Below are 13,573 nucleotides of genomic sequence, written 5' to 3'. Positions count from 1 at the left end.
CGGTTCAGCCTCCGAGGGGGCCGGATCTGAGGTCAATCCGGGTGCCGGGAAGCGCCGCGTGAGTATTCCGAACATCATTACCCTGGGCCGCATCATGCTGGTCCCGATCATCGTCTGGGCCATCGTGTCGAGCCAAATGGAGATAGCGTTCGCGGTCTTCCTGATCGCCGGTATCAGCGACGCCGTCGACGGCTTCCTGGCCAAGCGCTTCAACATGACGAGCGAGCTCGGCGCCCTGCTCGATCCGCTCGCCGACAAGGCGCTGCTGGTCTCGATCTACATGGCGCTCGGCATCTGGGGGGCGATTCCGCGCTGGATCGTCATCCTCGTGGTCTCGCGCGACATCATGATCGTCGCCGCCGTGATCGTATCCTGGCTGTTCGACCGGCCGGTCGAGATGAAGCCCTCGAAGGTGTCCAAGCTCAACACTGTGGCTCAAGTGGCGTTCGCGGCATTGGTGCTGGCCGCGCTTGCCTTCGGCTTCAAGCCGCAACCCTATGATATGATCCTGATGGGCCTCGTCACGGTTTTCACGCTCTCCTCGGTGTCGCTCTATCTCGTCGAGTGGCTGCGGCACATGAGCACGATCGAGGCTAAATGAATTGGGATGCGGCCCCGTAAAAGGCCAACTCCCGCTCGATCAAGTCGAATCTTTTCCAACGAGACCGGCGTGCCGGCATGGAGCAAGGCAAGCGTGGCAGGCCGCGTTCATCCCCGACAATTGGCGTTTTCGCTTCCGCATGCGGAAAGCCTCAGCCGGGACAATTTCCTCGAGGGCCCCGCCAACGCGGCCGGCCTCGGCCTGATCGACGCCTGGCCGGAATGGCCGAACCGGATCATGTGGCTGGCCGGCCCCGAAGGCAGCGGCAAGAGCCATCTCGCCGCGATCTGGGCCGAGGAGGCTGGCGCCCGCTCGACCACGGCCAATGCGCTGACCGCCGCAGCGGTCCCGGGCGCACTCGCCACCGGGGCGCTGGTGGTCGAAGATCTCAAGGCGAAAGAATTTGACGAGCGCGCCCTCTTCCACCTGATGAACCTCGCCCGTGAGGATGGCGCCTACGTCCTCTTCACCGGACGCGAGGTCCCGGCATCACTCGAGATCGAGCTTCGCGACCTGCGCTCGCGCCTGCGCGCCGTGCCGGCGGTCGCGCTGCTACCGCCCGACGACCAGCTTTTCCGTGGCCTGATCGTCAAATTCTGCGCCGACCGCCAGCTCACGGTGGACGAGAGCGTCGTCAGCTACCTCGCCACCCGCCTGGAGCGGTCCTCGGCCGCCGCCCGGCACGCCGTGGAACTGCTCGACAGCGAGGCCCTGCGGCTTGGGCGCCCCGTCACCCGGGCGCTGGCCGCCGAGCTGCTTCGGGACGCCTAACCAGGCCCCACCCGCCTCCGAGGTCGCTTGACGCGGCGGAGCGGCGGAACATCAATGTCATCGAAACGTCATCGCTCTAACACATGCTCCCGCCGGTTTTGCGCGTAAGTCGCAAATTGGGGTGAACTGGATGGATCGACTTCTCATGGACTCTGTGCAAGCCGTTGAAATCAAAGAAAAAGCCCCGGAAACCGAGGGCCTGCCGGCAATCGCTTCCAGCCCCGAGCGATTCATCAACCGCGAGCTGTCCTGGCTGCATTTCAATCGCCGCGTCCTGGAGGAATCGGTCAATCCCAGTCACCCCATGCTGGAGCGGGTGCGATTCCTGTCGATTTCAGCGAATAACCTCGACGAGTTCTTCATGGTCCGCGTGGCCGGCATCAAGGCCCAGGTGCGCGAGGGCATCGCCGAGCGCGCCCCCGATGGCCTGACACCGTCCGCGCAGCTCGCGCTGATCAACCGCACCGTCTCCGAGCTTGCCTCCGACCAGCAGGCGATCTGGCGCGACCTGCGCGGCACGCTCGCCGAGGTCGGTATCGTGCTGGTTGAGGGCAAGGATGTCACCAAGGCGGAACGGAGCTGGATCGAGGACTACTTCCTCAACAATGTGTTCCCGCTGCTGACGCCGCTCGCAATCGATCCGGCCCACCCCTTCCCGTTCATTCCGAGCCTCGGCTTCACCATCGCGCTCCAGCTCACGCGCGCCGCCGACGGCAAGCAGATGAACGCGCTGATCCGCATGCCAGGCAAGATCGACCGCTTCATCCGCCTACCAGCCGAAGGCAAGGCCGTGCGGCTGATTTCGCTGGAACAGGCGACCGCCCTGTTCATCAACCGCCTCTTCCCCGGATACAATCTGCACGGCCAGGGCGCATTCCGAATCATCCGCGACTCCGAGCTCGAAATCGAGGAAGAGGCGGAAGACCTGGTCCGCCTGTTCGAGACCGCGCTGAAGCGTCGCCGCCGCGGCTCGGTGATCCGGCTCGAGATCGACGCCAAGATGCCCGAGGAATTGCGGAGCTTCGTGCAGCACGCACTGTCGGCCGCCGATGACGAGGTGTTCCTGGTCGATGGCGTACTCGCCATGAACGAACTTTCGCAGCTCACCCGGCTCGACCGTCCCGACCTCGAATTCACCCCTTACGTGCCGCGCCATCCCGAGCGGGTGCGCGAGCACGCCGGCGACATCTTCGCTGCGATTCGGCAGAAGGATCTCGTCGTCCATCACCCCTACGAATCCTTCGATGTGGTGGTGCAGTTCCTGCAGCAGGCCACGCGCGACCCAGATGTGGTCGCGATCAAGCAGACGCTCTACCGCACCTCCAACAACTCGCCGATCGTGCGCGCGCTCGCCGAAGCCGCCGAGGCCGGCAAGTCGGTGACCGCGCTGATCGAGCTGAAGGCGCGCTTCGACGAAGAGGCCAACATCCGCTGGGCGCGCGACCTCGAACGCGCCGGCGTGCAGGTCGTCTATGGCTTCCTCGAGCTGAAGACGCATGCAAAGCTCTCGATGGTGGTGCGCCGCGAGGGCGGCAACCTCACGACTTACGTCCATACCGGCACCGGCAACTATCACCCGGTGACCGCGCGCATCTACACCGACCTCTCCTACTTCACCTCGGACCCGACCATCGGCCGCGACGCGGCGCGTGTGTTCAATTTCATCACCGGCTATGCCGCGCCGAGCGATCTGGAGAAGATGGCGGTGTCGCCACTGACCTTGCGCAAGCGCATCATCGAGCACATCCAGGGTGAGACCGCGCATGCACGGCATGGGCGGCACGGCGCGGTGTGGATGAAGATGAACGCGCTGGTCGACCCCGACATCATCGATGCGCTCTACGAGGCCTCGCAGGCCGGCGTCCAGGTCGAGCTGGTGGTGCGCGGCATCTGCTGCCTCAGGCCCGGAATTCCCGGTCTGTCGGAGAACATCCGCGTCAAGTCGATCATCGGACGCTTCCTGGAACACGGCCGAATCTACTGCTTCGGCATGGGCCAGGGCCTGCCGAGTGCGAAAGCGGCTGTGTATATCTCCTCGGCCGACATGATGCCGCGCAACCTCGACCGCCGCGTCGAGGTGCTGTGTCCGCTGCAAAATCCCACGGTGCATCAGCAGGTTCTCGAACAGATCATGGTCGCGAATCTGAAGGACAATGAGCAGAGCTGGCAATTGTTGCCGGACGGGTCCTCAACGCGTATGAAGGCCGCGAAGGGCGAGGAGCCTTTCAACGTCCACAACTACTTCATGACAAATCCGAGTCTGTCTGGCCGTGGAAAGTCGCTCAAGGAATCCTCGCCGCGCCGTCTCACGCGCCGGAATGAACGTCATCAATCCTGATCCCGGATTCTCGACGTGAAGCAGCCGCGAAAGCGCGGCGCGAGCGTCGCAGTCATCGACATCGGCTCCAACTCGGTCCGCCTCGTCGTCTACGAGGCGCTGGCGCGCAGCCTCATTCCGATCTTCAACGAGAAGACGCTGTGCGGCCTCGGGCGTGAGGTGCAGAGCACGGGCCTGCTCGCGCCCGACGCCGTCGACAAGGCGCTAACCTCGCTGAAGCGGTTCCGCGCTCTATGCCGCGTGATGCAGGTCGGGCGCGTGTTCGCGATAGCGACCGCCGCCTGCCGCGACGCCTCCAACGGCCCCGACTTCATCGCGAAGGCCGAGCGCATCTGCGCCGTGAAGATCGAGATCCTGTCGGGCCAGCGCGAAGCGCGGCTGTCGGCGCTCGGCGTGATCTCCGGCATCCATCATCCCGACGGCGTCGTCGGCGATCTCGGCGGCGGCTCCCTCGAGCTGATCGACGTGCGCAGGAACAGCGTGCGCAGCGGCGTGACGTTGCCGCTCGGTGGCCTCGCGCTCCAGGACCTCGCGCACAAATCGCTCAAGCGCGCCGACCGCATCGTGCGCGAGGCGCTCGACGAGGTGCCGCAGCTCGCCGCGGGCCGCGGCCGCACCTTCTACGCAGTCGGCGGGACCTGGCGTGCGCTCGCGCGCATCCACATCATCCAGAGCGGCTATCCGCTCCAGGTGATGCACGGCTATTCGATTTCAGCGGCCGAGGCGCTCGACTTCTCGCGGCGCCTGCGCCGGCTTGCGGCCGCCGACATGCTGGCCGACATCGAGATCGTCGCTGATGCGCGCCGCCCGCTCCTCACCTATGCGGCACTGGTGCTCGAGCACATCATTCGGGTGGCGAAGCCGAAAACTATCGTGTTCTCGACCTTCGGCGTGCGCGAGGGCCTGCTGCACGAGAAGCTGCCGGACTCCGAACGCAACAAGGACGGGCTGATCTGCGCCGCGGAGGAGCTCAACCAGCTATTGTCGCGTTCGGCGAAGCACGCCCGCGAGCTGATCGCCTGGACCGACCGCCTCGCGCGCGTCGTGAAGCTGCGCGAGACCGAAGAGGACCGCCGTCTGCGCCACACCGCGTGCCTGCTCTCCGACATCGGCTGGCGCGTGCATCCTGATCATCGTGGCGAGCAGACGCTGAGCCTCGTCGTCAACGGCAATTTCGGCGCGATTACCCATACCGAGCGCGCCTTCGTCGGCCTGTCGGTGTTCTATCGCTACGCGGGCCTGAGCGAGGAAAACCAGCCGCCGGCCAGCATGCAGAGCCTGCTGACGCCGGCGCAGCTCGAACGCGCCCGCCTCTTGGGCGCAGCGTTCCGCGTCGCGCACCTGATCTCGGCGGCGCGGCCGGGTGTGCTGCCCGCCACGCATTTCCGCAGCGGGAGCCGCAAGCTGATGCTGGTGTTCGAGCATCGCCTCGTCGATCTCGTCGCCGACCGCGTCGGCAGCCGCTTCCGCCAGCTCGCCCGCCTGATCAACCGCGCCGGTTCGATCGTAAGACGGTGACCCTCACCCTCCCGGGGCGTCTTTTGAGCCACATGATCAGGCCGCTGACGAATAGGGCGAGAGGCGCGAATCCGGCCGCGAAAACCAACAGGCGTCCTGCGAGTCCGAACGCCGCGCCGTTGTGAAGCCAGAGCTGTTCGGCCAGATAGCGGTCCCCCATCGACATGACGACCGGAGTGCGGTCGTGCACCACTGCGCCACTCCATGGATCGAGCCAGATCGCCCCCCGTGCCCGTACGGCGGGATCAGCACCGTCTGGACGGAACTGCACGCGCCAGGTGTTGCGCGTTGCGGTCGGCGGATTGAACATAGCGATCGCAACGCCGGGCTTGGCCGCCTGCGCTATTCGCGCGATCGCATCGGCTGGGAGCAACGGCGTCCCTGCCGGAGGCGGCATTTCGACCCGTGGCGAGCGATCAGGCGTCGTTTGCGACAGAAGGCCAACGATGGGGCGCAGCACGTCGGGGAAAACGATGCCGACGCCGGTGATTGAGATCACCAAGAGCACGAACAGCGCCCAAAAGCCCGCCGCACTATGAATGTCCAGAACAAATCGAAGCAGCGAGACGTTCTTACGCACTGAGACCGATCGCCAGAAAAGACCCGGCCTCGGCCACCACAGGACGAGGCCGGATATGGCCAAACCGAGCAGCACGACCCCGGCCACGCCGACCAGCTCCTTGCCCCACCACTCGTAGAGCAGCAGCGTGTAGTGGAGACGATAGACCTTGAGCGCGAACGCGTTGACGTAGTCACGCCGTCCGAGCACGTTGCCGTTCGAAGGATCGACCATGGTCGTCCAACGGTTCGGGTAGCTGCCAGGCGCGGTTTCATGCGTGTGTATCACGATCCAGACCGGCCAGGTCCGATCCGGCGCCAGGATCGTGGCAATCGGCGCTGGATCCGACGCCGCGGCGGCGCGCATCACTTCCGATAATGTGACCTTTTGCTCCGGACCAGCGGGAGCATAGAGCGCAGGATTCAGGGCAACATCGATCTCCCGGTAGAAGACAATGAAGCTTCCGGTCAGGCCTATCAGCACGACGATGCCGCCGATCAATCCGAGCCATCGGTGCGCCCACAGCAGCGCGCGCCGCGCGCGCCCGGGCATCATACGGGATCGGGCGGGCGCGGAGCCGTCCTGTCGCGGCGCCCTGATTCTTTCGTCCATTCAGAGCACCCGTCGTCTGCGCCTGATCGTGGCTCCGCGTCTGGCCGCGGTGACGTTCGGAACGCGCATCGTCGTTGCGCGCATCGAAGCCGACCTGGTTCAGAAATCGGTCGACATCGACAATAGCAGGGTTCGCGGCGTGCCTTGCGCCAATGCGGAGAAGCTCGCCACGCCAGCCCAGTAATTGGTATCGAACACGTTCTGGACCAGGGCCCGGAGCGTGACCGGCCGGTTATTGATGCGCGTGGTGTAGCGCGCACCTAGATCGAGCCTGGTCCAGGCCGGAACGACCTGCGTATTTGCTCCGTCCAGATACTGGTACCCGGTATAGATGGTGTTTGCGACCAGTGTCAGTCCGGGTGCGAACGGGGTGTCCCATTCGGCGGACAGATTGGCCTGCACCTGGGGTACACCGATCGGCGTCTTGCCGAGATTGGCTAGCGTGCTCGTCTTTGTCAGCTCCGCGTCGATCAACGTCACGCCGCCAAGAACGCGAATGCCCGGCTGCACTTCTCCAAACACGGTGAATTCCACGCCGCGATTGCGCTGCTCAGCGTCGGCCCGGAAGACCTTATCGGCCCCCAGCTGTCCCGACGGCTTGGTGATCTCGAACAGGCTGATCGTGGTGGCGAGCATGCCGAAATCGATCTTGACGCCTGCTTCCTTCTGCTTGCTGAAATACGGCGCCAGGACCTCTCCTTGATTGCTCGCCGTCGTCGGTGCGATGTCGCCCTTGCTGAGCCCTTCGATGTAATTGGCGTACAGCGAAACGTTGCTCCAGGGCTTGACGACCACGCCGACCATCGGCGTGAGCGCCGTCTGGTCGTAGGCGGACGTGACGGCGCCCGTGGTGGTGTTGTAGTTGTTCGACTTGACGCCCTGTTGCCTGACGCCCACGGTCAACTGAAGACGTTCCTGGAAAACTGAGATGGTGTCGGCCAACGCAAGGCCGGTCAGCTCGGTATGCGACAGCTTTGGCACGGTCGCGGGAGCCGGAACGAGCTGCTCGGGACGGGCGATCGGCGCATAGATGTTGGACAACACCGGCGTCCCGGATACAGAGCCCCGCGAGATCTGATCTGTGTAGTAGCTGCCCTGGAAGGTCACGGCATGACTGATCGCGGCTGTTTCGAACCGGGCACGCACGCCGGCATCGGCCACGTTCCTGTCGATATCGAATTTGAAATGCCCCGGTGTCGACGTGGTGTTGCCCGCGGCGTTCAGGATCGTCGGCGTCCCAAACAGACGATCGACCTGGGTCCTGCCGCCACCGCCGTCGGCGAATACCGTCACGGAGTCCGTCACATCGTATTCGGCGCGCGCCAGCAGCGAGTTGTCGTGAACCTTGGCCCATTCCCAGGCCTGCGTGACATTGCGCCGCCCGACCGGCGCGGTCGGAACGGCGACGCCTGTTGCGACCAGAAACGGCCTCGTGGGCGCGTCGAACTTTTCCTCCTGATCGATGAAGTCGAGCGAAGCTCTGAACTTCTCGCCGCGATAGTCGAATGCTGCGGCGCCGACATGCGCCTCCCGGGTCTGGTTGTCCAGCGGTGTATCGCCGTTGTGGTAGCTGCCATTGACGCGAATGCCGAATTCGCGGTTCTCGCCGAACCGTCGGCTCACGTCGAGATGCGTGCCGAGCTGGGTGTTTGTCGTGTAGTCGGTCGTGACCCGTGTGAGATCGACATCCCCAGCACGCTTTGGAACGATGTTGATGGTGCCTCCGACGCTGCTGTTTGGCGCCATGCCGTAAAGCAGCGCCGTCGGGCCTTTGATGATTTCGATGCGCTCGACGTAATCGGTGAACACGCGATAGTTCGGTGCAACGCCATAGACGCCGTTGAAGGCAATTTCTCCGACATTCCCCTCCCCGATCGGAAAGCCGCGGATGAAGAAGGAGTCGAGAATGCCACCGGTCTGACCGGTGAAACGGACCGAAGGGTCGTTGCTGACGACGTCGGCGACCGTGGCGGCCTGTTGATCCTCAATCTTCTTCGCCGTGTAGCTGGTGATGTTGAATGGCGTATCCATGAAATCCTTGTTGCCCAGCAAGCCGACCTGGCCGCCGCGGGCGACTTGCCCGCCGGCGTAGGACGCCGGGAGTGCGCCCGACCTCACAGCCGTGGGGGTTGCTTCCGCCTGCAACTTGGCCCGCTCATTCGCAGGCGCGCTACGGCCCGCCCTTCGGCCTGGATTGGAGCGTGGACGTGCGCGCGGCTTCGGCGCATCTGCGGTGACGGTCACCGCCGGCAACGTGCTTCCCCGCTCCGTCTCCGGCACAGCGCTTTGCGCAACAGTGCCGTGCAAGAGGCCGTCGCTGAACAAGGCAATGGAGACCACGGAGACCGCGAAGGCTCTCGGGCTGGAGCACGTCAGAAATGTTTTGATGCTTGCGGCAAGAACAGCAACAGGACGGCAAATCACTCTCGACGGCATCGCACCAGCTTCCGATTTCATGAACATGAACGTCGGAGGGACGTGCCGTGGGAACCTTCGTCGAGTCAACGAAAGCACCCTGTATTTTCAGTAGTTTATAATAAGACAAGGTCTAAATCGCGCGTTGGTTGCGAAGGGAGACTCGTCGCACGCAACGCCCAAGCGCGCTGCGTGCTACCGCGCAACGCAACATCTACCGCGAACGCAATGCGCGCCAGTTGTACGAACTTGATGGGAGACTCGGCTCTTGCGCTGGGCCCATGGCCGGTGAGCGCTCGCGTCGCGCTGCCAACGCGGCCAGTCTATCAGTGACGTGCTCGTCTCTCATCGCTGGAGAGAAGAGCAACACCGATCAGAGCGTCGAAGTCACTTCGCCGAGGCCTTGGCGTGCCCCTCGGAGGATTCGAGCGCGGCCGCGCTCAGGCTGCGCCGGCGCCAGATGGTGCCGACGACCAGCACGACGACGACGCCGAGCGCGGCGCAGAAATATTCGCCGCCTCCGCCGCCATGGGTGAATTGCGGCGGGATGCGAAGTGCGCCGAGCATGCTGTCCAGCGAGGCGCCGAGCGGGCCATCGAACAGCGTGTGCAGCTTCGGTGCGACGCCGGGATCGGTCGCGATCACCTCGCCCGCGATCCAGCCGAGCAGCGCCGCGCCGGCCCAGACCAGGACCGGCAACTTTGCGAGCAGCGCCATGATCAGAGCGGCACCGGCGACGATCAGGGGCACGCTGATGGCGAGGCCGAGGATCAACAGCGGCACGCTGCCATTGGCGGCAGCAGCCACAGCAATGACGTTGTCCAGGCTCATGACGATGTCGGCGATCACGACGATCTGCACCGCCTGCCACAGATGCGAGGCGGACTCGACCTCGTCCTCGTCCTCGTTTTCGGGCACCAGCAGTTTTGCCGCGATCACGATCAGCGCGAGACCGCCGACGAGCTTGAGGTAGGGCAGCTCCATCAGGCTCGCGACGATGCCGGTGAAGATGATCCGCAGTATCACCGCGGCGCCCGCGCCGAAGATCATGCCCCACAGCCGGTGCCGCGGCTTGAGGCCGCGGCAGGCGAGCGCAATCACCAGCGCGTTGTCGCCGGAGAGCAGGATGTTGATCCAGATGATCTTGCCGACCGCGATCCAGAAGGTCGGTTCAGCCATCTCGTTGCGAAACTGGGTGAAGAACGCCCCGATCGTCGCGGGATCGAAGATCTGCCAGAGCCAGTTCACAATACGTCCTTTCGCCCCGTCGTCCTAACCTATCAGCTGATGGATCAGCCGACGATCTCGTTGCCCGAGAAGAACTGCGCGATCTCGATCGCGGCGGTCTCCGGCGCATCCGAGCCGTGCACCGAATTCTCGCCGATCGACTTGGCGTAGAGCTTGCGGACGGTGCCCTCGGCAGCCTTGGCCGGATCGGTCGCACCCATCACCTCGCGGTACTTGGCGATCGCGCCCTCGCCTTCCAGCACCTGCACCACGACCGGACCCGAGGTCATGAAGTCGACGAGCTCGCCGAAGAACGGGCGCGCCTTGTGGACGGCATAGAAGGTCTCGGCCTGGTCCTTGGTCATGCGGATGCGCTTCTGCGCGACGATGCGCAGACCCGCCTTCTCGATCACGGCGTTGACCGCGCCGGTCAGGTTACGCTCGGTCGCGTCGGGCTTGATGATCGAGAAAGTGCGTTCGATGGCCATAAATCTTGTCCTTGGAAGGAATGCGGTGGTTCGGAGTTGCGGGGCTTATATCGGCGCCTTTGCCGGACGGCAAGCGACCGCCGCGACGGCCGCACGGGCGCTTCGCCGCAGGCGTCGTGGCCCGCGATTTCAACGGATTACAACGATTTCACCCAGATGAACCGATCCTGAAACCCCCGTCAGGGTTCGGTTCAGCTTCGCAGGCGTAAGGTCGGGCCTATCGAAACCCAAGCCTGATTGTGAGGCGGACCGTTTCGGCGGCCTTTCCATCGACGCGACAGGCCCGCGCCGGCAGTTTTGAGGAGATCACCATGTTGAGGAAACTTTCGCTTGCCGCCGTTGCCGCGGTCGCGCTCGGTGCCGCGCTGGCGCCGACCTCCGCCTCCGCTCACTGGCATGGCGGCTGGCATGGCGGGGGCTGGCACGGCGGCGGCTGGCACCACGGCTGGGGTGGACCGCGCTTCTATGTCGGCGGCCCCGTCTCCTACGGTTATGGCGGCTGCTACGTGCGCCGGCTGGTCCCGACCCCCTGGGGACCCCGCTGGCGGCTGATCAACCGCTGCTACTGAGCCCGACAGCACCTTCCTGACAAAAGGGGTCCTTAACGCCCCCCAAAGGACCCCTTCAGGAGAGGCCCCGGCGTCCCCCCGCCGGGGCCTTTATTTGGGCGGACATGGCGGGATTTATACAACTTTGACGAGAATTCCGGACATTCCCCGCGAACAGCGAAACCATTTTGGGGGCAATGACTTGGTACTGTGTCCTTACTTTAAGAGCACGGAACCTCGCGATGGCTGGGCCTATTGCCAATGACAGCGTACAGATCGACCGGCGCACCAGCCGCTCGATTTGTGATGCCGTGGGCGAACGGCTTCAGCAGAGTCTGCGCCCCGATCCTCACCTCCCGACGCACCTCGAGCAGCTGCTCAACGAATTGAAGCAGCGCGAGCGCGAATCGTACTGACCGGCGCATGATCCGGAAAAGTGTGAAGCGGTTTTCCGAAAGGATCATGCTCAAGCAATAACCACGGAAAAACGGGTTGCGTTCGACGCGCCTTGCGGTGACAAGGCCGCATGCTGTCCATCACCGATCTCTCCATCCGCCTCGCCGGACGCCTTCTGATTGACCAGAGTTCCGTGCAGATCACGCCCGGCTCGCGCGTCGGCCTGGTCGGGCGCAACGGCACCGGCAAGTCGACCCTGTTCAAGGTGATCCGCGGCGAGCTCGCGGCCGAGCACGGCTCGGTGACGCTGCCGCCGCGCTGGCGCGTCGGCAGTCTCGCGCAAGAGGCCCCAAACGACCCCGAAAGCCTGATCTCCGTCGTGCTCCAGGCCGACCTCGAACGCGACGCGCTGCTCGCGGAGGCTGAGCGCGCGACCGATCCGCATCGGATCGCCGAGATCCAGACCCGCCTCGTCGACATCGACGCGCATTCGGCGCCGAGCCGTGCGGCCGCGATCCTCTCCGGCCTTGGCTTTTCCGCCACCGATCAGCTCCGCCCCTGCGCCGAATTCTCCGGCGGCTGGCGCATGCGCGTCGCGCTCGCCGCGACGCTGTTCGCAGCTCCGGACCTGTTGCTGCTCGACGAGCCCACCAACTATCTCGATCTCGAAGGCACGCTGTGGCTGGAGGATCACCTCGCACATTATCCGCGCACGGTGATCGTGATCAGCCACGACCGCGACCTCCTGGAAAGCTCGGTCGACCAGATCCTGCATCTGGAGCGCGGCAAGCTCACGCTCTACAAGGGCACCTATTCCTCCTTCGAGGAGCAGCGCGCCGCGCGCGAATTGCTCGATGCCAAGCAGGTCAAGCGCCAGGAGGCCGAACGCGCGCGGCTGCAGGCCTTCGTCGACCGCTTCAAGGCCAAGGCCTCCAAGGCGCGGCAGGCGCAGTCTCGCGTCAAGATGCTGGAGCGGCTGAAGCCGATCACCGCGCTGGTCACCGAGGACGTGCGCGAGATCAGCTTTCCGGCGCCGGAAAAATCCTGTCGCCGCCGATCATCGCCGTCGACAACGCTTCGGTCGGCTACGATCCGGCAACACCTGTGCTGAGCCGCGTCACCCTGCGCATCGACAATGACGACCGCATCGCGCTACTCGGCGCCAACGGCAACGGCAAGTCGACGCTGGTCAAGCTGCTGGCCGGACGCCTCGCGTCGTTCTCCGGCAGAGTGACCCGCGCGGACAAGCTGTCGATCGCCTATTTCGCCCAGCACCAGCTCGACGAGCTCAACGAGGACGCCTCCGCCTACGATCACGTCCGCAAGCTGATGGGCGATGCGCCCGAAGCCAAGGTGCGCGCCCGCGCCGGCGCGATCGGCTTCTCCGGCAAGGCCGCCGACACCAAGGCCGGAAAACTGTCGGGCGGCGAGAAGGCGCGGCTGCTATTGGGCCTTGCGACCTTCTTCGGCCCCAACATGATCATTTTGGACGAGCCGACCAACCATCTCGACATCGACAGCCGCGCCGCGCTTGCGGAGGCGATCAACGAGTTTCCCGGCGCGGTGATCATGGTCTCGCACGACCGCTACCTGATCGAGGCCTGCGCCGAACGGCTCTGGATCGTCGCCGACCGCACCGTGACCAATTACGACGGCGACCTCGACGAGTACCGCCGCCTGGTGCTGTCCGCGCGCAACGCCGAAGCCTCACGCGAGCGCAGTCCCGCAAACGAAAAGCCGCAGCGCCCGAAGTCGGACAATCGCGGCTCGCTGAAGAAGCGCATTGCCGAAGCCGAAGCCGAGATCGCCCGCGTCGGCGAGATCATCGCGAAGATCGACACGGCCCTCGCCCTGCCCGACATCTTCAGCCGCGATCCCAAGCAGGCCGCGCAGCTGTCGAAGGCACGCGCCAATGCCGCCGATGCGCTAGCGCGTGCGGAAGAGCAATGGCTCGAGGCGAGCACGCAGTTCGACGAGGCGGCGGGTTGACCCTCCCGACGGGACTGGCTGCACAAAAACCGGCAAAACAACCCCATGCACAGTACCGGTATTTACACACCTTGCTCTTAGCGCTTGAACGACATGTCTTTTGTGAGATCG

Annotated in this window: 10 protein-coding genes and 1 pseudogene; 7 read left to right on the top strand and 4 right to left on the bottom strand. The window is 64.7% G+C overall.

The window, feature by feature from the left end; translation table 11 throughout:
- The first annotated feature begins 58 nt into the window (after nt 1-58).
- The 4 genes from CWO91_RS21620 to ppx all read left to right on the top strand — a co-directional run bounded on the left by CWO91_RS21620 (nt 59) and on the right by ppx (nt 5,228).
- Nucleotides 59-601: a CDP-alcohol phosphatidyltransferase family protein gene (locus tag CWO91_RS21620; RefSeq protein WP_130216093.1), complete on the top strand. Its 543-nt coding sequence runs from the start codon at nt 59-61 to the stop codon at nt 599-601.
- A gap of 93 nt (nt 602-694) precedes the next feature.
- A complete protein-coding gene (locus CWO91_RS21615; RefSeq protein WP_130216128.1) occupies nt 695-1,372 on the top strand; it encodes a DnaA ATPase domain-containing protein in 678 nt (225 codons plus the stop codon).
- A gap of 145 nt (nt 1,373-1,517) precedes the next feature.
- Entirely contained in the window at nt 1,518-3,710 is a 2,193-nt protein-coding gene (locus CWO91_RS21610) for an RNA degradosome polyphosphate kinase (RefSeq protein ID WP_165405611.1), read from the top strand.
- Between the two features lie 15 nt (nt 3,711-3,725).
- Nucleotides 3,726-5,228 carry an exopolyphosphatase gene (gene ppx, locus CWO91_RS21605; RefSeq protein WP_130216091.1) on the top strand — a complete coding sequence of 501 codons (1,503 nt, stop codon included), beginning with the start codon at nt 3,726-3,728 and terminating at the stop codon, nt 5,226-5,228.
- Here the strand turns inward: ppx and CWO91_RS21600 are convergent.
- The 4 genes from CWO91_RS21600 to ndk all read right to left on the bottom strand — a co-directional run bounded on the left by CWO91_RS21600 (nt 5,197) and on the right by ndk (nt 10,529).
- On the bottom strand, nt 5,197-6,399 hold the full coding sequence (locus tag CWO91_RS21600; protein ID WP_245471327.1) for a PepSY-associated TM helix domain-containing protein: 1,203 nt from the start codon (nt 6,397-6,399) through the stop codon (nt 5,197-5,199). The two genes, ppx and CWO91_RS21600, sit on opposite strands and share 32 nt — an antisense overlap.
- 99 nt (nt 6,400-6,498) lie before the next feature.
- On the bottom strand, nt 6,499-8,430 hold the full coding sequence (locus tag CWO91_RS21595; RefSeq protein WP_130216124.1) for a TonB-dependent receptor: 1,932 nt from the start codon (nt 8,428-8,430) through the stop codon (nt 6,499-6,501).
- Nucleotides 8,431-9,201: 771 nt separating this feature from the next.
- Nucleotides 9,202-10,062, bottom strand: a complete 861-nt coding sequence (locus tag CWO91_RS21590) for a TerC family protein (protein ID WP_130216089.1) — start codon at nt 10,060-10,062, stop codon at nt 9,202-9,204.
- A gap of 44 nt (nt 10,063-10,106) precedes the next feature.
- Nucleotides 10,107-10,529, bottom strand: coding sequence for a nucleoside-diphosphate kinase (gene ndk, locus CWO91_RS21585; protein ID WP_130216087.1), 423 nt, complete (start codon nt 10,527-10,529; stop codon nt 10,107-10,109).
- Nucleotides 10,530-10,840: 311 nt separating this feature from the next.
- On the opposite strand from ndk, the gene CWO91_RS21580 reads away from it, so the two are divergent.
- The 3 genes and pseudogenes from CWO91_RS21580 to CWO91_RS21575 all read left to right on the top strand — a co-directional run bounded on the left by CWO91_RS21580 (nt 10,841) and on the right by CWO91_RS21575 (nt 13,462).
- On the top strand, nt 10,841-11,098 hold the full coding sequence (locus tag CWO91_RS21580) for a sulfur globule protein precursor (RefSeq protein WP_091893003.1): 258 nt from the start codon (nt 10,841-10,843) through the stop codon (nt 11,096-11,098).
- A gap of 221 nt (nt 11,099-11,319) precedes the next feature.
- Entirely contained in the window at nt 11,320-11,493 is a 174-nt protein-coding gene (locus CWO91_RS43120) for a hypothetical protein (protein WP_165405610.1), read from the top strand.
- 110 nt (nt 11,494-11,603) lie between these two features.
- Nucleotides 11,604-13,462, top strand: a pseudogene (locus CWO91_RS21575) (ABC-F family ATP-binding cassette domain-containing protein).
- Nucleotides 13,463-13,573: the final 111 nt, after the last annotated feature.

It is taken from the genome of Bradyrhizobium genosp. SA-3 (assembly GCF_004212635.1).
Taxonomy (GTDB): Bacteria; Pseudomonadota; Alphaproteobacteria; order Rhizobiales; family Xanthobacteraceae; genus Bradyrhizobium.
Note: the sequence above shows the minus strand (reverse complement) of the source record. Positions and strands in the feature narration are given on the sequence as shown.

Excerpts from the sequence above, each read along its gene's own strand:
- CWO91_RS21580 (WP_091893003.1), top strand. The coding sequence starts at position 10,841 with ATGTTGAGGAAACTTTCGCTTGCCGCCGTTGCCGCGGTCGCGCTCGGT.
- ndk (WP_130216087.1), bottom strand. The coding sequence starts at position 10,529 with ATGGCCATCGAACGCACTTTCTCGATCATCAAGCCCGACGCGACCGAG.
- CWO91_RS43120 (WP_165405610.1), top strand. The coding sequence starts at position 11,320 with ATGGCTGGGCCTATTGCCAATGACAGCGTACAGATCGACCGGCGCACC.
- CWO91_RS21595 (WP_130216124.1), bottom strand. The coding sequence starts at position 8,430 with ATGGATACGCCATTCAACATCACCAGCTACACGGCGAAGAAGATTGAG.
- CWO91_RS21610 (WP_165405611.1), top strand. The coding sequence starts at position 1,518 with ATGGACTCTGTGCAAGCCGTTGAAATCAAAGAAAAAGCCCCGGAAACC.
- CWO91_RS21600 (WP_245471327.1), bottom strand. The coding sequence starts at position 6,399 with ATGGACGAAAGAATCAGGGCGCCGCGACAGGACGGCTCCGCGCCCGCC.